The sequence below is a fragment of the Cupriavidus sp. FW306-01-F10A genome, from assembly GCF_058782785.1.
The window spans coordinates 41,928-67,287 of sequence record NZ_JBYSYA010000028.1 but is presented as its reverse complement, the minus strand read 5'-3'; the positions used below and the strand labels follow the sequence as shown (position 1 = coordinate 67,287).

At 63.7% G+C, this 25,360-nt stretch carries 29 protein-coding genes; 28 read left to right on the top strand and 1 reads right to left on the bottom strand.

The window, feature by feature from the left end; genetic code table 11:
- Positions 1-93: 93 nt before the first annotated feature.
- The 8 genes from rpoC to AC3WLF_RS27660 all read left to right on the top strand — a co-directional run bounded on the left by rpoC (position 94) and on the right by AC3WLF_RS27660 (position 12,110).
- A complete protein-coding gene (gene rpoC, locus AC3WLF_RS27695; RefSeq protein WP_492320445.1) occupies positions 94-4,341 on the top strand; it encodes a DNA-directed RNA polymerase subunit beta' in 4,248 nt (1,415 codons plus the stop codon).
- Positions 4,342-4,526: 185 nt separating this feature from the next.
- Positions 4,527-6,374 carry a DNA helicase RecQ gene (recQ, locus tag AC3WLF_RS27690; protein ID WP_492359070.1) on the top strand — a complete coding sequence of 616 codons (1,848 nt, stop codon included), beginning with the start codon at positions 4,527-4,529 and terminating at the stop codon, positions 6,372-6,374.
- A 355-nt stretch (positions 6,375-6,729) separates the two neighbouring features.
- Positions 6,730-7,107: a 30S ribosomal protein S12 gene (rpsL, locus tag AC3WLF_RS27685; protein ID WP_010810460.1), complete on the top strand. Its 378-nt coding sequence runs from the start codon at positions 6,730-6,732 to the stop codon at positions 7,105-7,107.
- Between the two features lie 231 nt (positions 7,108-7,338).
- Positions 7,339-7,809, top strand: a complete 471-nt coding sequence (gene rpsG, locus AC3WLF_RS27680; RefSeq protein WP_010810459.1) for a 30S ribosomal protein S7 — start codon at positions 7,339-7,341, stop codon at positions 7,807-7,809.
- Between the two features lie 117 nt (positions 7,810-7,926).
- Positions 7,927-10,035 carry an elongation factor G gene (fusA, locus tag AC3WLF_RS27675; protein ID WP_492320444.1) on the top strand — a complete coding sequence of 703 codons (2,109 nt, stop codon included), beginning with the start codon at positions 7,927-7,929 and terminating at the stop codon, positions 10,033-10,035.
- Between the two features lie 78 nt (positions 10,036-10,113).
- Positions 10,114-11,304 (top strand): elongation factor Tu, encoded by a 1,191-nt coding sequence (gene tuf / locus AC3WLF_RS27670; protein WP_492320443.1) that lies wholly within the window; start codon positions 10,114-10,116, stop codon positions 11,302-11,304.
- 78 nt (positions 11,305-11,382) lie between these two features.
- A complete protein-coding gene (rpsJ, locus tag AC3WLF_RS27665; protein ID WP_006160488.1) occupies positions 11,383-11,691 on the top strand; it encodes a 30S ribosomal protein S10 in 309 nt (102 codons plus the stop codon).
- Between the two features lie 290 nt (positions 11,692-11,981).
- Positions 11,982-12,110 carry a hypothetical protein gene (locus AC3WLF_RS27660; RefSeq protein WP_492320442.1) on the top strand — a complete coding sequence of 43 codons (129 nt, stop codon included), beginning with the start codon at positions 11,982-11,984 and terminating at the stop codon, positions 12,108-12,110.
- A gap of 189 nt (positions 12,111-12,299) precedes the next feature.
- Here AC3WLF_RS27660 and AC3WLF_RS27655 read toward each other — a convergent pair whose 3' ends face one another.
- The gene (locus AC3WLF_RS27655; RefSeq protein ID WP_492320441.1) at positions 12,300-13,301 is read right to left on the bottom strand and encodes an AraC family transcriptional regulator; all 1,002 of its coding nucleotides are present in this window, start codon (positions 13,299-13,301) and stop codon (positions 12,300-12,302) included.
- A gap of 286 nt (positions 13,302-13,587) precedes the next feature.
- Here AC3WLF_RS27655 and AC3WLF_RS27650 point away from each other — a divergent pair, with 286 nt between their 5' ends.
- From AC3WLF_RS27650 to rplF, 20 genes are all read left to right on the top strand, one after another.
- On the top strand, positions 13,588-14,817 hold the full coding sequence (locus AC3WLF_RS27650) for a dienelactone hydrolase family protein (protein ID WP_492320440.1): 1,230 nt from the start codon (positions 13,588-13,590) through the stop codon (positions 14,815-14,817).
- Positions 14,818-14,903: 86 nt separating this feature from the next.
- Positions 14,904-15,692, top strand: a complete 789-nt coding sequence (locus tag AC3WLF_RS27645) for an SDR family oxidoreductase (protein WP_010812400.1) — start codon at positions 14,904-14,906, stop codon at positions 15,690-15,692.
- A 33-nt stretch (positions 15,693-15,725) separates the two neighbouring features.
- Positions 15,726-16,967, top strand: a complete 1,242-nt coding sequence (locus tag AC3WLF_RS27640) for a styrene monooxygenase/indole monooxygenase family protein (protein WP_492359069.1) — start codon at positions 15,726-15,728, stop codon at positions 16,965-16,967.
- Position 16,968: 1 nt separating this feature from the next.
- Positions 16,969-17,469, top strand: coding sequence for a flavin reductase family protein (locus tag AC3WLF_RS27635; RefSeq protein ID WP_492320438.1), 501 nt, complete (start codon positions 16,969-16,971; stop codon positions 17,467-17,469).
- Between the two features lie 298 nt (positions 17,470-17,767).
- Entirely contained in the window at positions 17,768-18,418 is a 651-nt protein-coding gene (gene rplC, locus AC3WLF_RS27630; RefSeq protein ID WP_010812397.1) for a 50S ribosomal protein L3, read from the top strand.
- Positions 18,419-18,430: 12 nt separating this feature from the next.
- Positions 18,431-19,051: a 50S ribosomal protein L4 gene (rplD, locus tag AC3WLF_RS27625; RefSeq protein WP_010812396.1), complete on the top strand. Its 621-nt coding sequence runs from the start codon at positions 18,431-18,433 to the stop codon at positions 19,049-19,051.
- Positions 19,048-19,362, top strand: coding sequence for a 50S ribosomal protein L23 (gene rplW / locus AC3WLF_RS27620; protein ID WP_006576245.1), 315 nt, complete (start codon positions 19,048-19,050; stop codon positions 19,360-19,362). Before rplD ends, rplW begins: the two co-directional genes overlap by 4 nt.
- Before the next feature lie 2 nt (positions 19,363-19,364).
- The gene (gene rplB, locus AC3WLF_RS27615) at positions 19,365-20,195 is read left to right on the top strand and encodes a 50S ribosomal protein L2 (protein ID WP_492352852.1); all 831 of its coding nucleotides are present in this window, start codon (positions 19,365-19,367) and stop codon (positions 20,193-20,195) included.
- A gap of 22 nt (positions 20,196-20,217) precedes the next feature.
- Entirely contained in the window at positions 20,218-20,493 is a 276-nt protein-coding gene (rpsS, locus tag AC3WLF_RS27610; protein WP_010812394.1) for a 30S ribosomal protein S19, read from the top strand.
- Positions 20,494-20,502: 9 nt separating this feature from the next.
- Positions 20,503-20,832, top strand: coding sequence for a 50S ribosomal protein L22 (rplV, locus tag AC3WLF_RS27605; RefSeq protein WP_010812393.1), 330 nt, complete (start codon positions 20,503-20,505; stop codon positions 20,830-20,832).
- Positions 20,833-20,841: 9 nt separating this feature from the next.
- Positions 20,842-21,639 (top strand): 30S ribosomal protein S3, encoded by a 798-nt coding sequence (gene rpsC / locus AC3WLF_RS27600; RefSeq protein ID WP_010812392.1) that lies wholly within the window; start codon positions 20,842-20,844, stop codon positions 21,637-21,639.
- A gap of 2 nt (positions 21,640-21,641) precedes the next feature.
- Complete coding sequence (rplP, locus tag AC3WLF_RS27595) at positions 21,642-22,058, top strand: 50S ribosomal protein L16 (RefSeq protein WP_010812391.1); 417 nt, start codon at positions 21,642-21,644, stop codon at positions 22,056-22,058.
- A gap of 11 nt (positions 22,059-22,069) precedes the next feature.
- Positions 22,070-22,264 (top strand): 50S ribosomal protein L29, encoded by a 195-nt coding sequence (gene rpmC, locus AC3WLF_RS27590; RefSeq protein ID WP_010812390.1) that lies wholly within the window; start codon positions 22,070-22,072, stop codon positions 22,262-22,264.
- Complete coding sequence (rpsQ, locus tag AC3WLF_RS27585) at positions 22,261-22,539, top strand: 30S ribosomal protein S17 (protein WP_010812389.1); 279 nt, start codon at positions 22,261-22,263, stop codon at positions 22,537-22,539. The genes rpmC and rpsQ overlap by 4 nt, the downstream gene beginning before the upstream one ends.
- 279 nt (positions 22,540-22,818) lie before the next feature.
- On the top strand, positions 22,819-23,187 hold the full coding sequence (rplN, locus tag AC3WLF_RS27580) for a 50S ribosomal protein L14 (RefSeq protein ID WP_010812388.1): 369 nt from the start codon (positions 22,819-22,821) through the stop codon (positions 23,185-23,187).
- A gap of 9 nt (positions 23,188-23,196) precedes the next feature.
- Positions 23,197-23,505 (top strand): 50S ribosomal protein L24, encoded by a 309-nt coding sequence (gene rplX, locus AC3WLF_RS27575; RefSeq protein ID WP_010812387.1) that lies wholly within the window; start codon positions 23,197-23,199, stop codon positions 23,503-23,505.
- Between the two features lie 25 nt (positions 23,506-23,530).
- Positions 23,531-24,073 carry a 50S ribosomal protein L5 gene (gene rplE, locus AC3WLF_RS27570; RefSeq protein WP_010812386.1) on the top strand — a complete coding sequence of 181 codons (543 nt, stop codon included), beginning with the start codon at positions 23,531-23,533 and terminating at the stop codon, positions 24,071-24,073.
- A 9-nt stretch (positions 24,074-24,082) separates the two neighbouring features.
- Entirely contained in the window at positions 24,083-24,388 is a 306-nt protein-coding gene (gene rpsN / locus AC3WLF_RS27565) for a 30S ribosomal protein S14 (RefSeq protein WP_010812385.1), read from the top strand.
- A gap of 27 nt (positions 24,389-24,415) precedes the next feature.
- Positions 24,416-24,811: a 30S ribosomal protein S8 gene (rpsH, locus tag AC3WLF_RS27560; RefSeq protein WP_010812384.1), complete on the top strand. Its 396-nt coding sequence runs from the start codon at positions 24,416-24,418 to the stop codon at positions 24,809-24,811.
- A 10-nt stretch (positions 24,812-24,821) separates the two neighbouring features.
- On the top strand, positions 24,822-25,355 hold the full coding sequence (rplF, locus tag AC3WLF_RS27555) for a 50S ribosomal protein L6 (RefSeq protein WP_010812383.1): 534 nt from the start codon (positions 24,822-24,824) through the stop codon (positions 25,353-25,355).
- Positions 25,356-25,360: the final 5 nt, after the last annotated feature.

Below are 25,360 nucleotides of genomic sequence, written 5' to 3'. Positions count from 1 at the left end.
CTCCCTGTCGACACTACAGGCGAAGGATTTCCCACAGGATGAATGCCATCGACCCGGACAGACTCCGGGGCGATGGCGAAACAAGGAGTTGCAATGAAAGCATTGCTCGATCTCTTTAAGCAGGTACAGCAGGAAGAGCAGTTCGACGCGATCAAGATCGGCCTGGCCTCGCCCGAGAAGATCCGTTCGTGGTCGTACGGCGAAGTGAAGAAGCCGGAAACGATCAACTACCGTACCTTCAAGCCGGAACGCGACGGCCTGTTCTGCGCCAAGATCTTTGGCCCGATCAAGGACTACGAGTGCCTGTGCGGCAAGTACAAGCGCCTGAAGCACCGTGGCGTGATCTGCGAGAAGTGCGGCGTTGAAGTGACGCTGGCCAAGGTGCGCCGCGAGCGCATGGGCCACATCGAACTGGCCGCGCCGACCGCGCACATCTGGTTCCTGAAATCGCTGCCGTCGCGCCTGGGCATGGTCCTGGACATGACGCTGCGCGACATCGAGCGCGTGCTGTACTTTGAAGCATTCGTGGTGATCGAACCCGGCATGACCCCGCTCAAGAAGAGCCAGATCATGTCCGAAGACGACTACCTGGCGAAGTGCGACGAGTACGGCGAGGGCGAGTTCGTCGCCATGATGGGTGCCGAGGGTATCCGTGAACTGCTGCGCGGCATCGACATCGAGAAGCAGATCGAACAGATCCGCGCCGAGCTGCAGGCCACCGGCTCCGAAGCCAAGATCAAGAAGTTCGCCAAGCGCCTGAAGGTGCTCGAGGCCTTCCAGCGTTCGGGCATCAAGCCCGAGTGGATGATCCTCGAAGTGCTGCCGGTGCTGCCGCCCGAGCTGCGTCCGCTGGTGCCGCTGGACGGCGGCCGCTTCGCGACCTCGGACCTGAACGACCTGTATCGCCGCGTCATCAACCGTAACAACCGCCTCAAGCGCCTGCTGGAGCTGAAGGCGCCTGAGATCATCGTGCGCAACGAAAAGCGCATGCTGCAGGAAGCGGTTGACTCGCTGCTGGACAACGGCCGTCGCGGCAAGGCGATGACCGGCGCCAACAAGCGTCCGCTGAAGTCCCTGGCCGAAATGATCAAGGGCAAGGGCGGCCGTTTCCGTCAGAACCTGCTGGGCAAGCGCGTCGACTACTCGGGCCGTTCGGTCATCGTGGTGGGCCCGACGCTCAAGCTGCACCAGTGCGGCCTGCCCAAGCTGATGGCGCTCGAGCTGTTCAAGCCGTTCATCTTCCACAAGCTGGAAACGATGGGCATCGCCACCACCATCAAGGCGGCGAAGAAGGAAGTGGAAAGCCAGACCCCGGTGGTGTGGGACATCCTCGAAGAGGTGATCCGCGAGCACCCGGTGATGCTGAACCGTGCGCCGACGCTGCACCGCCTGGGTATCCAGGCGTTCGAGCCGGTGCTGATCGAAGGCAAGGCCATCCAGCTGCACCCGCTGGTCTGCGCGGCGTTCAACGCCGACTTCGACGGTGACCAGATGGCTGTCCACGTGCCGCTGTCGCTGGAAGCGCAGATGGAAGCCCGCACCCTGATGCTGGCGTCCAACAACGTGCTGTTCCCGGCCAACGGCGATCCGTCGATCGTGCCGTCGCAAGACGTGGTGCTGGGTCTGTACTACACGACCCGCGACAAGATCAACGGCCGCGGCGAGGGCATGACCTTCGCCGATATCAGCGAAGTGATTCGCGCCTACGAGAACAAGGAAGTCGAGCTGGCTTCCCGCGTGAACGTGCGTATCACCGAGTATGAGCTGGTCGACAAGGACGCCGAGGGCGACGCCCGTTTCGCACCCAAGATCACGCTGCAGGCCACCACGGTCGGCCGCGCGATCCTGTCCGAGATCCTGCCCAAGGGCCTGCCGTTCTCGGTGCTGAACAAGCCGCTCAAGAAGAAGGAAATCTCGCGCCTGATCAACACCGCGTTCCGCAAGTGCGGCCTGCGCGAGACCGTGATCTTCGCCGACAAGCTGCTGCAGTCGGGCTTCCGCCTGGCAACCCGCGCCGGTATCTCGATCGCGATCGACGACATGCTGGTGCCGCCCGCCAAGGAAAAGATCATCGCCGAGGCCTCGGCCAAGGTGAAGGAATACGACAAGCAGTACATGTCGGGTCTGGTGACCGACCAGGAACGCTACAACAACGTCGTGGACATCTGGGGCGCCGCCGGCGACCAGGTGGGCAAGGCGATGATGGAGCAGCTCCAGCACGAAGACGTGGTCGACCGCGAAGGCAAGACCGTGAAGCAAGAGTCGTTCAACTCCATCTACATGATGGCCGACTCGGGCGCACGGGGTTCCGCCGCGCAGATCCGCCAGCTGGCTGGTATGCGTGGCCTGATGGCCAAGCCGGATGGCTCGATCATTGAAACGCCGATTACGGCGAACTTCCGTGAAGGCCTGAACGTTCTGCAGTACTTCATCTCGACCCACGGTGCCCGTAAGGGTCTGGCGGATACGGCACTGAAGACCGCGAACTCGGGTTACCTGACCCGTCGTCTGGTCGACGTGACCCAGGATCTGGTCGTGGTGGAAGACGATTGCGGTACCTCCAACGGCGTGGCCATGAAGGCCCTGGTCGAAGGCGGTGAAGTGATCGAAGCCCTGCGCGACCGTATCCTCGGCCGTGTGACCGTGGCCGACGTGGTGAACCCGGAAACCCAGGAAACCGCGATCGAATCCGGCACGCTGCTGGACGAAGATCTGGTCGAGCTGATCGACAACATCGGCGTGGACGAAGTCAAGGTCCGCACCCCGCTGTCGTGCGACACGCGCTACGGCCTGTGCGGCAAGTGCTATGGCCGCGATCTGGGCCGCGGCGTGCTGGTGAACTCCGGCGAAGCGGTGGGCGTGATTGCCGCCCAGTCGATCGGTGAGCCGGGCACGCAGCTGACCATGCGTACGTTCCACATCGGTGGTGCGGCATCGCGTGCGGCAGTGGCATCGAGCGTGGAAGCCAAGGCAACCGGTACCGTGCGTTTCACGGCGACCATGCGTTACGTCACCAATGCGAAGGGCGAACTGATCGTCATCTCGCGTTCGGGCGAAGCGCTGATCACCGACGACCACGGCCGTGAGCGCGAGCGCCACAAGATCCCGTACGGCGCCACGCTGCTGGTGCAGGACGGCCAGGCCATCAAGGCTGGCACGCAGCTGGCCACGTGGGACGCGCTGACTCGACCGATCGTTTCGGAATACACCGGTACGACCAAGTTCGAGAACGTCGAAGAAGGCGTGACCGTCGCCAAGCAGATGGACGAAGTGACGGGCCTGTCGACCCTGGTGGTGATCGACGCCAAGCGCCGCACGGCTGCAACCAAGGGCATCCGCCCGCAGGTGAAGCTGCTCGACGCGAATGGCCAGGAAGTGAAGATCCCGGGCACGGATCACTCCGTGACCATCGGCTTCCAGGTCGGCGCGCTGATTACCGTGAAGGACGGCCAGCAAGTGCACGTGGGTGAAGTGCTCGCGCGTATCCCGACCGAATCGCAGAAGACCCGCGACATTACCGGTGGTCTGCCGCGTGTGGCCGAGCTGTTCGAAGCGCGTTCGCCGAAGGATGCCGCCGTGCTGGCGGAAGTCACCGGCACGACCTCGTTCGGCAAGGACACCAAGGGCAAGCAGCGCCTGGTCATTACCGACCTGGACGGCAATGCCCACGAGTTCCTGATCGCGAAGGAAAAGCAGGTGCTGGTGCACGACGGCCAGGTGGTGAACAAGGGCGAAATGATCGTGGAAGGTCCGGCGGACCCGCACGACATCCTGCGCCTGAAGGGCATTGAAGAGCTGGCGCACTACATCGTGGACGAAGTGCAGGACGTGTACCGTCTGCAGGGCGTGAAGATCAACGACAAGCACATCGAGGTGATCGTTCGCCAGATGCTGCGCCGCGTGCAGATCGCCGACGTGGGCGACACCAAGTTCATCCCGGGTGAACAGGTGGAGCGTTCGGAACTGCTCGACGAGAACGACCGCGTGATCGCCGAAGGCAAGCGTCCGGCCACGTACGAGAACCTGCTGCTCGGTATCACCAAGGCGTCGCTGTCGACCGACAGCTTCATCTCGGCGGCATCGTTCCAGGAAACCACGCGCGTGCTGACCGAAGCCGCGATCATGGGCAAGACCGACGACCTGCGTGGTCTGAAGGAAAACGTGATCGTGGGTCGTCTGATCCCGGCCGGTACCGGCCTGGCCTACCACCGTGCCCGCAAGGCGCGCGAGGCCTCCGAGCGCGAACGCGCCCAGGCGATCGCCGAAGAAGAGCAGTCGCTCTTCATCGAGCCGGCGCCGGTGGTGCAGGCGACGACCGAAGGCGAAGGCGACAACGTCTGATCGCAGTAAGCTGTTTGCCGCCGCAAGGCGGCCCGAAAGCCCGGCTGATCCAGCCGGGCTTTTTTTCTTTCCGCCCGCAGCCGGCCCTGTCGTGAGAATGTTCGGACTGTTAGCCCGGCGGGCACGGAAGCGGCCCCCTTAGTGGTATGGTTACGGCTTTTCCGGCTTCAGCAATTCCGTTGTCTATGTCGCACGCGCTGGCGATCCTCAAAGATGTGTTCGGCTACCACGCCTTCCGTGGGCGCCAGGCCGAGATCATCGACCACGTTGCGACGGGCGGCGACTGCCTGGTGCTGATGCCGACCGGCGGCGGCAAGTCGCTGTGCTACCAGATCCCGGCGCTGCTGCGCCAGCGTGCCGGCGACGGCGTCGGCATCGTGGTGTCGCCGCTGATCGCGCTGATGCAGGACCAGGTCGCGGCGCTGACTGAAGCGGGCGTACGCGCCGCAGTGCTCAATTCGACGCTGACCGGGTCCGAGGCGTCGGCGGTCGAGCGCGACCTGCTGGCCGGGCGCATCGAGATCCTTTACGTGGCGCCGGAACGGTTGATGACGCCACGCTTCCAGGACGTGCTCGAGCGCATTCGGGTCGGGCTCTTTGCCATCGACGAAGCGCACTGCGTGTCGCAGTGGGGCCACGACTTCCGCCCCGAGTACATCCAGTTGTCGGTGCTGCACGAGCGCTTCCCGTACGTGCCGCGCATCGCGCTGACGGCAACGGCCGACGCACTCACGCGCAACGAGATCATCGAGCGCCTGGCGCTGGACAACGCCCGCGTCTTCATCTCCAGCTTCGACCGGCCCAATATCCGCTACCGCATCGTCGAGAAGGACAATGCGCGCCAGCAGCTGCTGGCCTTCATCAAGGCCGAGCACACCGCGGCCGACGGCACCCATGACAGCGGCATCGTCTATTGTCTGTCGCGCAAGAAGGTGGAGGACACGGCGCAGTGGCTGAGCGGACAGGGCATCAATGCGCTGGGCTACCACGCCGGCATGGATGCCCAGGTGCGCCAGCACCACCAGGCCCGCTTCCGCGAGGAAGAAGGGCTGGTGATGGTGGCGACGATCGCCTTCGGCATGGGTATCGACAAGCCCGACGTGCGCTTTGTCGCCCACCTGGACCTGCCCAAGAGCATGGAAGGCTACTACCAGGAAACCGGGCGCGCCGGCCGCGACGGCCTGCCGGCCAATGCCTGGATGGCCTACGGCCTGGGCGACGTGGTGCAGCAGAAGCGCATGATCGACGAGTCCGAGGCGGACGAGGCCTTCAAGCGCGTGTCGTCGTCCAAGCTCGATGCGCTGCTGGGCCTGTGCGAGACCGCGGGCTGCCGGCGCGTGCGCATCCTGGCGTATTTCAACGAGGCCAGCGAACCCTGCGGCAACTGCGATACCTGCCTGGAGCCGCCGGCCACCTGGGACGGCACGCGCGAGGCGCAGATGGCGCTGTCCTGCGTGTACCGCACCGCGCAGGCGAGCCGGGTTCACTTCGGCGCCACCCACCTGATCGACGTGCTGCGCGGCAACAGCTCGGAGAAGATCCGCCAGTGGGGGCACGACAAGGTGTCCACCTTCGGCATCGGCAAGGACCGCTCGGTGCATGAATGGCATACGGTGTTCCGCCAGCTGATTGCCCAGGGTCTGCTGACCATCGACCATGGCGGCCATGGCGCGCTGCTGCTGGGCGAGGACGCGCGCGCGGTGCTCAAGGGCGAGCGCCAGATCATCCTGCGCCGCCAGGCCACCAAGCCGGGCAAGTCCGGCGAGCGTGCCGCGCGCGGCACCCGCACCGACCACACCGCCGACATGGACGCAGACATGCTGGCCAACTGGGAGGCGCTGCGCCGCTGGCGCACCGAGGCCGCGCGCGAGCACGGCGTGCCGGCCTATGTCATCTTCCACGACGCAACGCTGGCGGAGCTGGCCCGGACTGCGCCGGGCTCCCTGTCGGCGATGCAGGGCATTCCCGGGATCGGTGCCTCCAAGCTGGAGCGCTACGGACAGTCCATCCTGGAAGCGCTCCGCGGGGTCTGACCGAGGGCAGCGTCAGCGCGTCCCGGGTCGGGTATACGGCTTGACGGTATACGATTCCCCTGCTAGGATGCCAGATTCGAGTTTTTGGCTTTGGATTTCGCTCGCCCCGTCGGAGAAGTGGCCTTTAGGCCGCTGCCGGCAAGCCTTCCGGACTGGGTTTCCATGGACCGGTGGCGGCAGACGCGGGATCCGGGATCCGGGTGCCGGCTCGCGCTCTTTGGCATGCTGTTACCGCACAGTCCCGTCTCCAGAGCGCGTCCGCTCATCTCTCCCGCCCAAAACCCGTAGTTGCCTCTCCCTTTCGGTGCATGCCGGTGCGAGGGGCGTTTTTCGTCAAACCAAGCTGGATTGAACAATGCCAACTATCAACCAACTGGTTCGCAAGCCGCGCGTCTCTGAAGTCGTCAAGAGCAAGAGCCCGGCGCTTGAGAACTGCCCCCAGCGCCGTGGCGTGTGCACCCGCGTGTACACCACGACGCCGAAGAAGCCGAACTCGGCACTGCGTAAGGTTGCCAAGGTGCGCCTGACCAACGGTTTCGAAGTGATTTCGTACATCGGCGGTGAAGGCCACAACCTGCAGGAACACTCGGTCGTGCTGATCCGCGGCGGCCGTGTGAAGGATCTGCCGGGTGTGCGTTACCACATCGTCCGTGGCTCGCTCGACCTGCAAGGCGTGAAGGACCGCAAGCAGGCACGTTCGAAGTACGGCGCGAAGCGTCCGAAGGCGGCCTAAGCTTAGGGTGCCTGGGTCTGCGAGACCCGAAGCAGCAAACAAACGATAGCCTGTGGCGCGAGTCATGGTGCTGTCACCAGGCGGCGGTACAACGGAGCGCCTTTTTTTGGCAACCGTGCCGTCGAGTAAGTGGTCACCCGGCGAATTTGCTGTCTATCGCATGCAAGCTAGTTGGTGGCCGGAGAGCGGGAACAACTGACCGCGCTCTCAACTGAATCTAAAGGAAAGAAGATGCCACGTCGTCGTGAAGTCCCCAAGCGGGATGTTCTGCCTGATCCGAAGTTCGGCAACGTTGAAGTTGCCAAGTTCATGAACGTGCTGATGCTGGACGGCAAGAAGTCGGTTGCCGAACGTATCGTCTATGGCGCGTTTGACCAGATCGAAAAGAAGGCAGGCAAGGCCCCCATCGAAGTGTTCTCCGTTGCGATCAACAACGTGAAGCCGGTGGTGGAAGTGAAGAGCCGTCGCGTGGGCGGCGCCAACTATCAGGTTCCGGTCGAAGTCCGTCCGTCGCGTCGTCTGGCATTGGCGATGCGTTGGCTGCGCGAGGCCGCGAAGAAACGCAGCGAGAAGTCGATGGCGCTGCGCCTGGCAGGTGAGCTGCTGGAAGCATCGGAAGGCCGTGGCGGCGCAATGAAGAAGCGTGACGAAGTGCACCGCATGGCCGAAGCCAACAAGGCGTTCTCGCATTTCCGCTTCTAAGCGCGCGATAGCGTTTGTTGGTTGCCGGGCGGGCTGTGTTTTTACACATCTCGCCCGTTTGTGTTAGGGGCGCGGGCCATGAGATGCCGGCGCCTCACGGACGAATAGAGGATTAAAGTGGCTCGTAAGACTCCCATTGAGCGCTACCGCAATATCGGTATCTCGGCTCACATTGACGCGGGTAAAACCACCACGACCGAGCGCATCCTGTTCTACACCGGTGTGAACCACAAGATCGGTGAAGTGCATGATGGCGCGGCCACCATGGACTGGATGGAGCAGGAGCAGGAGCGCGGCATCACCATCACGTCTGCTGCGACCACCGCCTTCTGGAAGGGCATGGCCGGCAACTACCCCGAGCATCGCTTCAACATCATCGACACCCCGGGCCACGTGGACTTCACCATCGAGGTGGAGCGTTCCATGCGCGTGCTGGACGGCGCGTGCATGGTGTACTGCGCAGTGGGTGGCGTGCAGCCGCAGTCGGAAACCGTCTGGCGTCAGGCCAACAAGTACCGCGTGCCGCGTCTGGCATTCGTCAACAAGATGGACCGTACCGGCGCGAACTTCTTCAAGGTCTACGACCAGCTGAAGACCCGCCTGAAGGCCAACCCGGTGCCCGTCGTGGTGCCGATCGGCGCTGAAGACGGCTTCCAAGGCGTCGTCGATCTGCTGGAAATGAAGGCGATCATTTGGGACGAAGCCAGCCAGGGCGTGAAGTTCGAATACCAGGACATCCCGGCCGAGCTGCAAGCCACCGCTGACGAATGGCGCGAGAAGATGGTCGAGTCCGCCGCCGAAGCCAGCGAAGAGCTGATGGAAAAGTACCTGGGCGGCGAAGAGCTGACCCGCGCCGAGATCGTCAAGGCGCTGCGTGACCGTACCATCGCCTGCGAAATCCAGCCGATGCTGTGCGGCACCGCGTTCAAGAACAAGGGCGTGCAGCGTATGCTCGACGCCGTGATCGACTTCCTGCCGTCGCCGGTCGACATTCCGCCGGTTACGGGCACGGACGAGGACGACAGCGAGAAGAAGCTCGAGCGCAAGGCTGACGACAACGAAAAGTTCTCGGCACTGGCGTTCAAGATCATGACCGACCCGTTCGTTGGTCAGCTGATCTTCTTCCGCGTCTACTCGGGCAAGATCAATTCGGGCGACACCGTGTACAACCCGGTCAAGAGCAAGAAGGAACGCCTCGGCCGTATTCTGCAGATGCATGCCAACCAGCGCGAAGAAATCAAGGAAGTGCTGGCCGGCGACATCGCCGCTGCAGTGGGTCTGAAGGACGCCACCACGGGCGACACGCTGTGCGATCCGGCTGCACCGATCGTGCTCGAGCGCATGGTGTTCCCGGAGCCGGTGATCTCGCAGGCCGTCGAGCCGAAGACCAAGGCTGACCAGGAAAAGATGGGCATCGCCCTGAACCGCCTGGCCGCTGAAGATCCGTCGTTCCGCGTGCGTACCGATGAAGAATCGGGCCAGACCATCATTTCGGGCATGGGCGAGCTCCACCTCGAAATTCTGGTCGACCGCATGAAGCGCGAATTCGGCGTGGAAGCCAACATCGGCGCGCCGCAGGTGGCCTACCGCGAAACCATTCGCAAGACGGCCGAAGGCGTTGAAGGCAAGTTCGTCAAGCAGTCGGGCGGCCGTGGCCAGTACGGTCACGCCGTGATCACGCTGGAACCGCAAGAGCCGGGCAAGGGCTTCGAGTTCATCGACGCCATCAAGGGCGGTGTGATTCCTCGCGAATACATCCCGGCGGTCGAAAAGGGTATCGTCGACACGCTGCCGAACGGCATCCTGGCTGGCTTCCCGGTGGTGGACGTGAAGGTCACGCTGACGTTCGGTTCGTACCACGACGTGGACTCGAACGAAAACGCGTTCCGCATGGCCGGCTCGATGGCTTTCAAGGAAGCCATGCGCAAGGCCAGCCCGGTTCTGCTCGAGCCGATGATGGCCGTGGAAGTGGAAACGCCGGAAGACTACACGGGTACCGTGATGGGCGACCTGTCGTCCCGCCGCGGCATCGTGCAGGGCATGGACGACATGGTGGGCGGCGGCAAGATCATCAAGGCCGAAGTCCCGCTGTCGGAAATGTTCGGTTATTCCACGTCGCTGCGCTCGGCCACGCAAGGCCGCGCCACGTACACCATGGAATTCAAGCACTACGCTGAAGCACCGAAGAACATCGCCGAAGCCGTGATGTCGGCCAAGGGCAAGTAATTGGAAGTTTGCCGCCGCGCCTGCCGGTGCGGCGGCGCGATGAAACAACAAGACTGCATTCCTATCAGGAGTTAAGAAATGGCAAAGGAAAAGTTCGAGCGGACCAAGCCGCACGTGAACGTTGGTACGATTGGTCACGTTGACCATGGCAAGACCACGCTGACCGCAGCGATTGCCACGGTGCTGGCAGCCAAGTTTGGCGGTGCCGCCAAGAAGTACGACGAAATCGACGCAGCGCCGGAAGAGAAGGCACGCGGTATTACCATCAATACCGCCCACGTCGAGTACGAAACGGCCAACCGCCACTACGCGCACGTTGACTGCCCGGGCCACGCTGACTATGTGAAGAACATGATCACGGGTGCCGCCCAGATGGACGGCGCGATCCTGGTTTGCTCGGCCGCTGACGGCCCGATGCCGCAAACGCGTGAGCACATCCTGCTGGCCCGCCAGGTTGGCGTGCCGTACATCATCGTGTTCCTGAACAAGTGCGACATGGTGGACGACGCTGAACTGCTCGAGCTGGTCGAGATGGAAGTTCGCGAGCTGCTGTCGAAGTACGAGTTCCCCGGCGACGACACCCCGATCATCAAGGGTTCGGCCAAGCTGGCGCTGGAAGGCGACAAGGGCGAGCTGGGCGAAGTGGCCATCATGAACCTGGCCGAAGCGCTGGACACCTACATCCCGACGCCGGAGCGTGCCGTTGACGGTACCTTCCTGATGCCGGTGGAAGACGTGTTCTCGATCTCGGGTCGCGGCACCGTGGTGACCGGCCGTATCGAGCGCGGCGTGGTGAAGGTCGGTGAGGAAATCGAAATCGTCGGTATCAAGCCGACGGTGAAGACCACCTGCACCGGCGTGGAAATGTTCCGCAAGCTGCTGGACCAGGGTCAAGCCGGCGACAACGTTGGCCTGCTGCTGCGCGGCACCAAGCGTGAAGACGTCGAGCGCGGCCAGGTGCTGTGCAAGCCGGGTTCGATCAAGCCGCACACCCACTTCACCGGCGAGGTGTACATCCTGTCGAAGGACGAAGGCGGCCGTCACACCCCGTTCTTCAACAACTACCGCCCGCAGTTCTACTTCCGTACGACCGACGTGACCGGCTCGATCGAGCTGCCGAAGGACAAGGAAATGGTCATGCCGGGTGACAACGTGTCGATCACCGTCAAGCTGATCGCCCCGATCGCCATGGAAGAAGGCCTGCGCTTCGCTATCCGTGAAGGTGGCCGTACCGTCGGCGCCGGCGTCGTGGCAAAGATCCTCGACTAAGCACTTCCTGGGACATGCCTGTCGGGCATGTCCCCATTCAACGGGCACGTTGCCCAATCGCTCTTTTAAGGAAATATCATGCAGAACCAGAAGATCCGTATCCGCCTGAAGGCTTTCGACTACCGCCTGATCGACCAGTCGGCCGCCGAAATCGTGGATACCGCCAAGCGTACCGGCGCAATCGTCAAGGGCCCGGTGCCCCTGCCGACCCGCATCCAGCGCTTCGACATCCTGCGTTCGCCGCACGTCAACAAGACCAGCCGCGATCAGTTCGAGATCCGCACGCACCAGCGCCTGATGGACATCGTCGACCCGACCGACAAGACGGTTGACGCGCTGATGAAGCTCGACCTGCCGGCAGGCGTGGACGTCGAGATCAAGGTGTAATCATGCTTCGGGCCGCGCCCGCGGCCTGCTGCAGCAAAACGGCGAACCGTATGGTTCGCCGTTTTTGTTTTCAAGGCTTGCATACAGCAGCCTTGCTCCCCGGACTGCTCCCCTGCCGCGCGAGCGAGGGCGACGATCGACCCGCTTGGCGCCGGCATCACGCGCTGCGAAGTGATACATAAACGCTGATTGATTGAATCATGTGCTTCCCCCCGCAACGGCTTTACCTCGTTCCAGGCGTATCGGCAAAGCCGCAAACATAAGCGTGGCGCCCCCCAGAGGAGACAATCATGTTTGAAAGGACTCACCGGACCCGTGCGTCCGCGCCAATGCGGCCGCGCTCGGGCAATGCCATCGGCCTTGCCGTGGCGCTGGCCATCGGACTCACGCGACTGGGTCGAGAAATCGGCCGCCCCTGAGCAGTTGCTGATCTCGAAAAGGGACACGCAGCAGAGCGTGGTGCGCACCATGCACGATGTGCGTGTACCCGAAATTCCCGAAGTACTCGGGGTCGGGGGATGCCAGTCTTGCTGCCAGCTACAGTTGCGCGATGAGCTGAGCGATCGCGGCGGCCTCGCCCGAAGCGGCAGCACTGAATTCACACACGCCTAGCCCGCTCCGCGCCGCCGCAAGGTCTGCGCGGGGCACTCTCCGAACGCGCGCCGGTACTCCGCGCTGAACCGTCCCAGATGGGCAAAGCCCCAGCGCAGCGCCGCCGCGCTTACTGACGGCACCGAAGCGTCGTTCAGCAGGTCGTGCCGCACGCGCTCCAGCCGCACCGTGCGCAGGTAGGCCATCGGCCCGGTGCCGCGATGCTCGCGGAAACCGGCGAACAGGCTGCGTACGCTGACGCCGGCGACCTCGGCCAGCACGGCGGGCGTCAGCTCCGCCGCGGCGTTTGCGTGGATATATTCCTCCACCACTTTCACATGGCGCGGCGCCAGCGGCTTGCCGTGCTCGCGCAATGCGTCCGACAGGTTGTGCGGCTGCGACGTCAGCAGCGTGCCGATCACCAGCTGTTCCAGCTGGCACGCGGTCAGCGGATGGCACGCGGTCTCGGGCGCGGTCTCCAGCATCGCGGCGAGATAGCGCATCAGCTCGTACCACGCGCCGGTGCGCCAGTCCATGCCGAGCGCAAAGCGCAGCGGCCGCTCGGGCCGGCGGCCCAGATGGGCGGCGCAGATGCGTTCCAGCGCACTGCGTTCGATGCGCACGATCAGCTGGTCGTTGTCGGCGCTCCAGCGCATGGCCAGCGCATCGCTGGGCGTCAGCACCGAAGCGCAGTCAGGCGTGGACACGATGTGCTGGTCGCCGCAGCGGATCTCGGCCTGTCCTTGCAGCGGCATCTGCACCAGCAGGAAGTCGCCGAGCGGGCCGGGGTCGATGGTGACGTCGGCGCCGTAGGCGAGGCGGTTGAACGAGACCGCGCCAAGCGGCGCATGATGCATGCGTGCCTGCAAGCGGGTGCCGCGTATCTCGAGCCGGTGCGGCTTGAACACGCGCCCGACAGCGGCGCGCGTCTCGGCCAGGTCGGTCGAGGCGAACACGCACCGGGCGGGATCGGCGAGCAGGGCGCTCGCCAGCGGTCCGGCGGCGGGGGGCAGCTGCATTGTCTCGCTCCTCTGGCGGGGGCCGCGGCGCTGCCGGTGAACGTGCGCGCCGCTGGTTCCGGGGCCGGCCCGGCTTGACGGCCGGGGCACGGTTTCCCACGCGATCCACTATAGCGGATGACCTCGCTGTCAGCGCTACGGCGTTGACCGAGTCCGAAGTTTCCTGCACTAATCGGATAGCCGCTGCGCCCAGCGGCTAGTTTGCTGCGGTGCGGAGCCACCATTATGGAGGCCAGCACGGCAGTCCCATCAGACACCGGAAAGAGAACGACAAGGAGCGCAGGCCATGGGCCAGACCATCCAGATCCAGACCCCCGAAGGCAGTTTCAGCGGTTATCTCGCCATCCCGGCGGCAGGCAAGGGCCCGGGCATCGTGTTGTGCCAGGAGATCTTCGGCGTCAATGCGACCATGCGGCAGGTGGCGGACTACTACGCCGAGGAGGGCTATACGGTGCTGGTGCCCGACCTGTTCTGGCGCATCGCGCCCGGGATCGAGCTGACCGACCGCGGCGAGGACTTCCAGCGGGCGCTGGGCCTGTACCAGCAGTTCGACGAAGCCGCGGGCGTGCAGGATGTGGGCGCCGCGCTTGAAGCGCTGCGTGCGCGGCCGGAATGCGTCGGCCAGACCAGCGTGCTGGGCTTCTGCCTGGGCGGCAAGCTGGCCTACCTGGCGGCCTGCCGGCTGCCCGACGTGGCCTGCGCGGTGGCGTACTACGGCGTGGGCATCGAGCACGCGCTGGGCGAAGCCGCCAGCGTGCGCGGCCGCCTGGTGCTGCATATCGCCGAGAAAGACGGCTTCTGCCCGCCGCAGGCGCAGGCTGCGATCCGCGCAGCCCTGGCCGGGCGCGAGAACATCGAGGTCTACGTCTACGCCGGCGTCGACCATGCCTTTGCCCGCACCGGTGGCGAGCACTTCGACAAGCCCTCGGCGCTGATGGCGCACCAGCGCTCGATCGCGGCGCTGCGCGGTGAAATGGGTCCGCACTACGATTTCTCCGCGCTGTGGGACAAGCACTGCGAATACGAATTTGCCACCCGCGATGTCGACGCCACCATGGCGACGATGGTGCCGCAGCCCTATGTGAACCATATCCCGACCATGACCGGCGGGGTCGGCTACGCGCAGCTGCGGCGCTTCTACCAGCACCATTTCGTGCACAGCAATCCGCCCGACACCACGCTGATCCCGCTGTCGCGCACGGTCGGGGCCACGCAGATCGTCGACGAGATGCTGTTCTGCTTCACGCATAGCTGCGAGATCGACTGGATGCTGCCCGGCGTGCCGCCCACCGGCAAGCGCGTGGAGATCCCGCTGATCGCCATCGTCAAGTTCCGCGGCGACAAGCTGTACCACGAGCATATCTACTGGGACCAGGCCAGCGTGCTGGTGCAGATCGGCAAGCTGGACCCGGCGGGTTTGCCGGTCGCGGGCGTGGAGACCGCGCGCAAGCTGCTGGACGAGACCCTGCCGTCGAACACACTGATGGCGCGCTGGCAGCAGAGCGAAGGCAAGTAGGCTGCGCCCGCGGCATCGATCCGGAACGGGCCCCGCAGAGGCCCGCCCGCAACCATCGCCGGCTGTTGCCGGCACAGGAGACAAGCATGAAAGGACTGCAGGGCAAGGTCGCCATTGTCACCGGCGGCGCCACGCTGATCGGCGCCGGCGTGGCGCGGGCCTTTGTCGAGGCCGGCGCGCGCGTCGCGATCTTCGACATCGATGCCGCCAATGGCGAGCGCGTGGCCGCGCAGCTGGGGGCGAACGCGCTCTTCATCGCCACCGACATCACGCGTGACGAGCAGGTTCGCGATGCCGTGGCGCAGGTGGTGCAGCGCTTTGGCGGCGTGGACTGCCTGGTCAACCTGGCCTGCACCTATCTCGATGACGGCTTCCGCTCGAATCGTGCCGACTGGCTGGCGGCGCTCGACGTCAACGTGGTGTCGGGCGTGATGCTGGCGCAGGCGGTGCACCCGCATATGCGGGCGCGCGGCGGCGGTGCGATCGTCAATTTCACCAGCATCTCTGCCAACGTGGCGCAGACCGGGCGCTGGCTCTACCCGGTGTCGAAAGCCGCCATCGCGCAGCTGACGCGCAGCATGGCGATGGACCTGGCGCCGGACCGCATCCGCGTCAACGCGGTGTCGCCGGGCTGGACCTGGTGCCGGCTGATGGACGAGGTCAGCGGCGGCAACCGTGCCCGCACCGATGCGGTGGCCGCGCCGTTCCACTTGCTGGGCCGCGTCGGCGAGCCCGACGAGGTGGCCCAGGTGGTGCTCTTCCTCTGTTCCGACCATGCCAGCTTCGTCACCGGTGCCGACTATGCCGTCGACGGCGGCTATTCCGCCATGGGGCCGGAGCAGAACGTGCCCGCCATCGGCAAGCTGGCCGGCTGAACGCCGTCGAACGACCCTTCAGGAGAAAACATCATGAGCCAACGCATCGCCATCGTCGGAGCCGGCCAGTCGGGCCTGCAAATGGCCCTCGGGCTGCAAGCCAACGGCTACCGGGTCACGCTGCTGTCCAACCGGACCCCCGAGCAGATCCGCGGCGGGAAAGTCATGTCCAGCCAGTGCATGTTCGACCGCGCGCTGCAGGCCGAGCGCGAGCTCGGGCTGAACTGGTGGGACGATGCCTGCCCGCCGGTGGAGGGCATCGGCCTGGCCGTGCCGCATCCCGAGCAGGCCGGTGCCCGCTCGATCGACTGGGCCGCGCCGCTGGACCGCCCGGCGCAGGCGGTGGACCAGCGCCTGAAGATGCCCGCGTGGATGGAGGCCTTCGTTGCACGCGGCGGCGACCTGCGCATCGCCGATGTCGGCCTGGATGAACTGGAGGACCTGACCCGCGAGCATGACCTGGTGCTGCTGGCCGCCGGCAAGGGCGAGATCGTCAGCCGCTTCGAGCGCGATGCCTCCCGCAGCCCGTTCGACAAGCCGCAGCGCGCGCTGGCGCTGACCTATGTGACCGGCATGCAGCCGCGCACGCCGTTCTCACGGGTTTGCTTCAACCTGATCCCGGGCGTGGGTGAGTACTTCGTCTTCCCCGCGCTGACGCTGTCGGGGCCGTGCGAGATCATGGTGTTCGAAGGCATCCCGGGCGGCCCGATGGACCGCTGGGCCGAGGCGCGCACGCCGGCGCAGCACCTGGCCGAAAGCCTGCGCATCCTGCAGACCTACCTGCCATGGGAGGCCGAGCGCTGCGAGCGGGTCGCGCTGACCGACGACAACGGCACCCTTGCCGGGCGCTTTGCGCCAACGGTGCGCAAGCCGGTGCTGACGCTGCCGTCCGGGCGGCAGGTGTTCGGCATGGCCGATGCCGTGGTGGTCAACGACCCGATCACGGGGCAGGGTTCGAACAACGCCGCCAAATGCTGCAAGGTTTATCTCGATGCGATCCTGGCACGCGGCGACCAGCCCTTCGACCAGGACTGGATGGAGCGCACCTTCGACCAGTACTGGCAGTACGCGGGCGATGTGGTGGCGTGGACCAACTCGCTGCTGACCCCGCCGCCGCCGCATATCCTGGCGCTGCTGGGCGCCGCGGGGCAGGCGCCGGCACTGGCCGCGCGCATCGCCAACGGCTTCGACAATCCGCCGGACTATTTCCCGTGGTGGCTGGATCCACAGGCCTGCCACCAGCTGATCAACCAGTACGTTGCCGAGGCCGCCTGACATGCACGCCGCCACGCCTGCCACTTCCGTCCATGATCCCCGCGAACTGCGCCGGGTTTGCGGCCGCTATGCCACTGGCGTGGCCGTTATCGGCGCCTGCGGGGCGCGGGGCCGGCCCGTCGGCTTGACGGTGAACTCGTTTGCCTCGCTGTCGCTGGCGCCGCCGCTGATCTTGTGGAGCCTGGCGCTGCACTCGCCGAATGCGGGCCTGTTCGTGCCCGGCGCGCCTTTCGGCGTCAGCATCCTGCGTGCCGGCCATGGCGAACTGGCGCGCCGCTTCGCCACGCCGGCGGCGGACAAGTTCGCGGGCGTCGCCCACGGGCGCTGCGAGCGCGGCGTGCCCTACCTGGACGAGGCGCTGGCGACCCTGGCCTGCCGCGTGGAGCGGGCCGACCCGGTAGGCGATCACCTGCTGATCGTCGGCGCCGTCGAGGCATTCGAGGCAGGGGAGGGCGAACCGCTGGTATTCTATGGCGGCGATTTCGTCCGCCTCGCCGCCTGAGCAACCATCCCCGGATGCGCTTCACGGCACTTCAACTACCAGCCGTCGCCTCCACACCACACTCCAAGCAACGCAAGCGCCACTACTGCGGCGCGCCTGCCTACAACACTGCGGGCGAATCCGCAATTCATATTGCCCTTTCCAAACCGCTGCGATATAGTGTAAGGCTACCCGTTTCCTCGGGTAGTGGGCTGGCCACTTTGGCCGCGCGCAGTCTTCTTTAGCGCAAGCCCACAGCAAACACAGTTTTCGTGTATCAATCAGCCCCGGCCAATCGCAGCTGGGAATGGAGCAAACCATGAGCCTTGGCCTTGTAGGTCGCAAGGTTGGCATGACCCGTATTTTCACGGACGACGGTGAAGCAATTCCCGTTACCGTGGTCGAGGTCGGCGACAACCGCGTGACGCAAATCAAGACGGACGAGACCGACGGTTATACCGCGGTTCAAGTCACCTTCGGCGCACGACGCGCAAGCCGCGTTACCAAGCCGCTGGCGGGTCATCTCGCCAAAGCCGGCGTGGAAGCCGGCGAAATCATCCGCGAATTCCGTATCGATGCAGCCAAGGCTGCCGAACTGCAAGCTGGCGGTTCGCTGTCGGTCGACCTGTTCGAAGTCGGTCAGAAGATCGACGTGCAGGGCGTGACCATCGGTAAGGGCTACGCCGGTACCATCAAGCGCTATCACTTCGCCTCCGGCCGTGCCACCCACGGTAACTCGCGCTCGCACAACGTGCCGGGCTCGATCGGTATGGCGCAGGATCCGGGCCGCGTGTTCCCGGGCAAGCGCATGACCGGTCACCTGGGCGATGTCACCCGCACCGTGCAGAACCTGGAAATCGCCAAGATCGACGCAGAGCGCAAGCTGCTGCTGGTCAAGGGCGCCATCCCCGGCTCCAAGAACGGCAAGGTCATCGTTACCCCGGCCGTCAAGGCCAAAGCCAAAGCTTAAGGAGCGCATGTAATGGAACTCAAGCTCCTCCAGGACAATGGCCAGATCGGCGCGGGCGTTGACGCTTCGCCCGAAGTGTTCGGCCGTGACTACAACGAAGCCCTCGTTCACCAGATCGTCGTCGCTTACCAGGCCAACGCTCGCAGCGGTAACCGTAAGCAGAAGGATCGTGAAGAGGTCAAGCACACGACCAAGAAGCCGTGGCGCCAGAAGGGTACGGGCCGTGCTCGTGCCGGTATGTCTTCCTCGCCGCTGTGGCGCGGGGGCGGCCGTATCTTCCCGAATTCGCCGGAAGAGAACTTCACCCAGAAGGTCAACAAGAAGATGTTCCGTGCCGGCATGCGCTCGATTTACTCGCAGCTCGCACGTGAAGGTCGTATCAACGTGGTGGACGGTTTCACTGTCGACGCGCCCAAGACCAAGCTCTTGGCCGACAAGTTCAAGGCCATGGGCCTGGACTCGGTGCTGATCATCACCGACAGCCTCGACGAAAACCTCTACCTGGCTTCGCGCAACCTGCCGCACGTGGCAGTTGTCGAGCCGCGCCAGGCTGATCCGCTGTCGCTCGTGCACTACAAGAAGGTGCTGGTGACCAAGGCAGCCGTCGCGCAGATCGAGGAGTTGCTGAAATGACGCAAGTAGCCAAGAACGATCATCGTTTGATGCAGGTGCTGCTCGCGCCGGTGGTTTCCGAAAAGGCAACCCTGGTCGCCGACAAGAATGAACAAGTCGTGTTCGAAGTGGCCCGCGATGCCAACAAGGCAGAAGTGAAGGCCGCCGTCGAACTGTTGTTCAAGGTCGAGGTGCAGTCCGTTCAGATCCTGAACCAGAAGGGCAAGCAGAAGCGTTTTGGCCGTTTCATGGGGCGTCGCAACCACGTGAAGAAGGCCTACGTTTCGCTGAAGCCGGGTCAGGAAATCAATTTTGAAGCGGAGGCCAAGTAATCATGGCACTCGTCAAGACCAAGCCGACTTCCCCGGGTCGTCGCTCGATGGTGAAGGTGGTCAACAAGGACCTTCACAAGGGCGCCCCGCATGCTCCGCTGCTGGAAAAGCAATTCCAGAAGTCGGGCCGTAACAACAACGGTCATATCACCACCCGCCACAAGGGCGGTGGTCATAAGCACCACTACCGCGTGGTCGACTTCAAGCGCAACGACAAGGACGGCATCCCCGCCCGCGTCGAGCGCCTGGAATACGATCCGAACCGCAGCGCCAACATCGCGCTGGTGCTGTTCGCCGACGGCGAGCGCCGCTACATCATCGCCACCAAGGGCATGGTTGCCGGCCAGCAGCTGCTGAACGGCTCGGAAGCGCCGATCAAGGCCGGTAACAACCTGCCGATCCGCAACATTCCGGTCGGTACCACGATCAACAACGTGGAAATGCTGCCGGGCAAGGGTTCGCAGATCGCACGTGCCGCCGGCGGTTCCGCCGTGCTGCTGGCTCGTGAAGGCCTGTACGCCCAGGTTCGCCTGCGCTCCGGTGAAGTGCGCCGCGTGCACATCGAGTGCCGCGCCACCATCGGTGAAGTGGGCAACGAAGAGCACAGCCTGCGCGTCATCGGCAAGGCCGGTGCGACCCGCTGGCGCGGTATCCGCCCGACGGTCCGTGGTGTCGTGATGAACCCGGTCGACCACCCGCACGGTGGTGGTGAAGGCAAGACCGCTGCTGGTCGCGATCCGGTTTCGCCGTGGGGTACCCCGGCCAAGGGTTACCGTACCCGCAGCAACAAGCGCACGGACAGCATGATCGTCCAGAAGCGCCACAAGCGTTAATCGGTAGGTAGGAGCTAAAGATATGACTCGTTCCGCTAAAAAGGGTCCGTTCTGCGACGCCCACCTGCTGAAGAAGGTGGAAGTCGCATCGAGCGGCAAGGACAAGAAGCCCATCAAGACTTGGTCGCGTCGCTCGACCATTCTGCCGGAGTTCATTGGCCTGACGATCGCCGTTCACAACGGCCGTCAACACGTGCCGGTGTACGTTACGGAAAACATGGTTGGCCACAAGCTCGGTGAATTTGCGATTACCCGCACGTTCAAGGGCCACGCGGCTGACAAGAAAGCGAAGAGGTAAGGTGCCATCATGGAAGTGAAAGCGATTCATCGCGGTGCCCGCATCTCCGCCCAGAAGACGCGCCTGGTCGCTGACCAGATCCGTGGTCTGCCGATCGAGCGCGCGCTCAATGTCCTGACGTTCAGCCCGAAAAAGGCTGCCGGGATCGTGAAGAAGGTGGTCGAATCGGCCATCGCCAACGCTGAGCACAACGAAGGCGCCGACATCGACGAACTGAAGGTCAAATCGATCTTCGTCGACAAGGCAACCTCGCTCAAGCGCTTCACCGCACGGGCGAAGGGCCGCGGCAACCGCATCGAGAAACAAACCTGTCACATCACTGTGACGCTCGGCAACTAAGGAGTCACGATGGGACAGAAGATTCATCCGACTGGCTTCCGCCTGGCTGTCAGCCGTAACTGGGCTTCGCGCTGGTACGCCAGCAACACGAAGTTCGCCGGCATGCTGAAGGAAGACATCGAAGTTCGGGACTTCCTGAAGAAGAAGCTGAAGAACGCATCGGTTGGCCGCGTCGTGATCGAGCGCCCCGCCCGCAATGCACGCATCACCATTTACAGCTCGCGTCCGGGCGTGGTGATCGGCAAGAAGGGTGAGGACATCGAACTGCTCAAGGCTGAGCTGCAGCGTCGCATGGGCGTGCCCGTGCATGTGAACATCGAGGAAATCCGCAAGCCGGAAACCGATGCTCAGCTGATCGCCGATTCGATCACCCAGCAGCTCGAGCGCCGCATCATGTTCCGCCGCGCCATGAAGCGCGCCATGCAGAACGCGATGCGCCTGGGCGCCCAGGGTATCAAGATCATGAGCGCCGGCCGTCTGAACGGTATCGAAATCGCACGTACCGAGTGGTACCGCGAAGGCCGTGTGCCCCTGCACACCCTGCGCGCCGACATCGACTACGGCTTCTCCGAAGCAGAAACCACCTACGGCATCATCGGTGTCAAGGTGTGGGTCTACAAGGGTGATCACCTCGGCCGCAACGACGCGCCGGTGGTGGAAGAGCCGCAGGACGACCGTCGTCGTCGCCCGGGTCGTCCGGAAGGCCGCCGCCGTGAAGGCGAAGGCCGTCCGGGTGGCAACCGCCGCGGCGGTGCCGGTGCCGGTCGCCGCGCTGCGCCTGGCGCAGATGCGAAGAGTGGAGAATAACGATGCTGCAACCGAAGCGCAGAAAATACCGCAAGGAGCAGAAAGGCCGCAACACGGGTAAGGCTACCCGTGGTAACGCCGTGTCTTTCGGCGAATTCGGCCTGAAGGCCATGGGCCGTGGCCGCCTGACCGCTCGTCAGATCGAGTCGGCACGTCGTGCGATGACCCGCCACATCAAGCGTGGCGGCCGCATCTGGATCCGGATTTTCCCGGACAAGCCGATCTCGAAGAAGCCTGCCGAAGTCCGTATGGGTAACGGTAAGGGCAATCCGGAGTACTACGTGGCTGAAATCCAGCCGGGTAAGATGCTGTACGAAATGGATGGCGTGAGCGAAGACCTGGCACGTGAGGCGTTCCGCCTCGCGGCCGCCAAGCTGCCGATCGCCACCAATTTCGTGGTGCGCCAGGTCGGGACGTAAGGAGAGCAGGGATGAAAGCATCCGAACTTCGCGGCAAGGACGCCGCCGGGCTGAACCAGGAGCTCTCCGAGCTGCTGAAGGCCCAATTTAGCCTGCGCATGCAAAAGGCGACCCAACAGCTGCAGAACACCAGCCAGCTGAAGAAGGTTCGCAAGGACATCGCGCGTGTGCAAACCGTGCTGACTCAAAAGGCAAACGCGAAATGACTGAAGCTGCACAAACGGAAAAGTCGCTTCGCCGTACCCTGGTCGGCCGTGTCGTGAGCGACAAGATGGACAAGACCGTTACGGTCTTGGTGGAAAACCGCGTCAAGCATCCTCTGTACGGCAAGTACGTGCTGCGTTCGAAGAAGTACCACGCACACGACGAAGCCAACCAGTACAAGGAAGGCGACAAGGTCGAGATCCAGGAAGGCCGTCCGCTGTCGCGGACCAAGTCCTGGGTGGTTTCCCGGCTGGTAGAGGCTGCACGCGTCATCTAAGAACAACACGTTCTTAGCTTGACTTGCAAGTCCAGGATTATGTAGCTATAATCCTGGACTTCCGCTTTGTTGCGTTCGCCTTTGCATTACCACCCGGGCGGGCCTGTGAAGCGAGCCAGGACCGAGCGCCCTCAACAAATAGTTGAGATCGCCTGGTTCCTACCGACTTCAAAGTTGATCAACCCATACGGAGCTGGCGCAATGCCGGAGCCGACGGGACCAAGACTGACCGATGGGCGCTTTTTGCACCTGACGGATTAAGTTGGGAAGACAAACACCATGATTCAGACAGAAAGCCGGCTCGAAGTAGCCGATAACACTGGTGCGCGCGAAGTGCTGTGCATCAAGGTGCTGGGTGGCTCCAAGCGCCGCTACGCAAGCGTTGGCGACATCATCAAGGTGACCGTCAAGGACGCAGCGCCGCGCGGTCGCGTGAAGAAGGGCGACATCTACAACGCCGTCGTCGTGCGTACCGCCAAGGGCGTGCGCCGCGCTGACGGTTCGCTGATCAAGTTCGACGGCAACGCCGCCGTCCTGCTGAACAACAAGCTCGAGCCGATCGGCACCCGTATCTTCGGGCCGGTGACTCGTGAACTCCGTACCGAGCGCTTCATGAAGATCGTGTCGCTCGCTCCGGAAGTGCTGTAAGGAGCCGCCATGAACAAGATTCGCAAAGGCGACGAAGTCATTGTGCTGACCGGCAAGGACAAGGGCAAGCGCGGTACCGTGCAAGCTGTCCTGGGCGACAAGGTTGCGGTGCAAGGCGTGAACATCGCCAAGAAGCATGCCCGCCCGAACCCGATGCTGGGCACTACCGGTGGTGTGGTCGACAAGGTCATGCCCCTGCATATTTCCAACGTTGCGCTCGTGGATGCCAATGGCAAGCCGTCGCGCGTCGGCATCAAGGTGGAAGACGGCAAGCGCGTGCGCGTGCTGAAGACCACCGGCGCCGTCGTGGCAGCTTGATTCTGGGCACGTATAGGAGTTGAGCATGGCAGCACGTCTGCAAGAGTTTTACAAAGAACAGGTTGTGCCGAAGCTGATCGAACAGTTCGGCTACAAGTCGGTCATGGAAGTGCCGCGCATCACCAAGATCACCCTGAACATGGGTCTTGGCGAAGCCATCAATGACAAGAAGATCATTGAGAACGCCGTCGGCGACCTGACCAAGATCGCCGGTCAGAAGCCGGTCGTGACGAAGGCCAAGAAGGCTATCGCCGGCTTCAAGATCCGTCAGGGCTACCCCATCGGTGCGATGGTGACCCTGCGCGGCGAGCGCATGTTCGAATTCCTCGATCGTTTCGTTACCGTGGCCCTGCCGCGCGTGCGTGACTTCCGTGGTGTGTCGGGCCGGTCGTTCGACGGTCGTGGCAACTACAACATCGGTGTGAAAGAGCAGATCATTTTCCCCGAAATCGAGTACGACAAGATCGACGCACTGCGTGGTCTGAACATCAGCATCACGACGACGGCAAAGAACGACGAGGAAGCCAAGGCACTCCTCGGTGCGTTCAAGTTCCCGTTCCGCAATTAAGGGGTAACCGTGGCTAAACTGGCTCTGATTGAACGTGAGAAGAAGCGCGCCAAGCTGGTGGCGAAGTATGCCGCCAAGCGCGCCAACCTCAAGGCCATTATCGACGACCAAGAGAAGTCGGAAGAAGAGCGTTACAGCGCGCGTCTCGAGCTGCAACAGCTCCCGCGCAACGCGAACCCGACCCGCCAGCGTAACCGCTGCGCGATCACCGGTCGTCCCCGCGGTACCTTCCGCAAGTTTGGCCTGGCGCGTAACAAGATCCGCGAAATCGCCTTCAAGGGCGAAATTCCGGGTCTGACGAAAGCCAGCTGGTAATTACGCACAGGCTACAGGAGAAACAGTATGAGCATGAGCGATCCTATCGCCGATATGCTGACGCGCATCCGCAACGCCCAGGGCGTGCAGAAAGCGTCGGTTGTCATGCCGTCGTCGAAGCTGAAAGTGGCAATCGCCAAGGTCCTGAAGGACGAAGGCTACATCGACGACTACGCCGTCCAGGAAGATGGCGGCAAGGCACAACTGAGCATCGGTCTCAAGTACTACGCCGGCCGTCCGGTCATCGAGCGCATTGAGCGCGTCTCGAAGCCCGGCCTGCGCGTATACAAGGGCCGCAGCGACATCCCGCAAGTGATGAACGGCCTGGGTGTGGCGATCATTTCGACCCCGCAGGGTCTGATGACCGACCGCAAGGCTCGCGCCACTGGCGTGGGCGGCGAAGTTCTCTGCTACGTCGCTTAAGGAGAGAACCATGTCCCGTGTAGGTAAGGCTCCCATCGCGCTCCCCAAGGGCGCGGAAGTGAACGTGGCGGCTGGCGTGCTCTCCGTAAAGGGCCCGCTCGGTACGCTGTCGCAGCCGATTCACAGCCTGGTCAAGGTCAATGTCGAAAACGACACGCTGACCTTCAGCCCGGCTGACGAATCGCGTGAAGCAAATGCTCTGCAGGGCACCATGCGTGCTCTGGTGGCCAACATGGTCAAGGGCGTAACCACCGGTTTCGAGCGTAAGCTGAACCTCGTCGGCGTGGGCTATCGTGCCCAGCTGCAAGGCGCTGCGCTGAAGCTCCAGCTTGGTTTCTCGCACGACGTGATCCATGAGATGCCGGAAGGCGTGAAGGCGGAAACGCCGACGCAGACCGAGATCATCATCAAGGGTGCGGACAAGCAGAAAGTCGGTCAGGTTGCCGCGGAAGTCCGCGCGTACCGCCCGCCTGAGCCCTACAAGGGCAAGGGTGTGCGTTACTCGGACGAGCGCGTCATCCTGAAGGAAACCAAGAAGAAGTAAGGGGT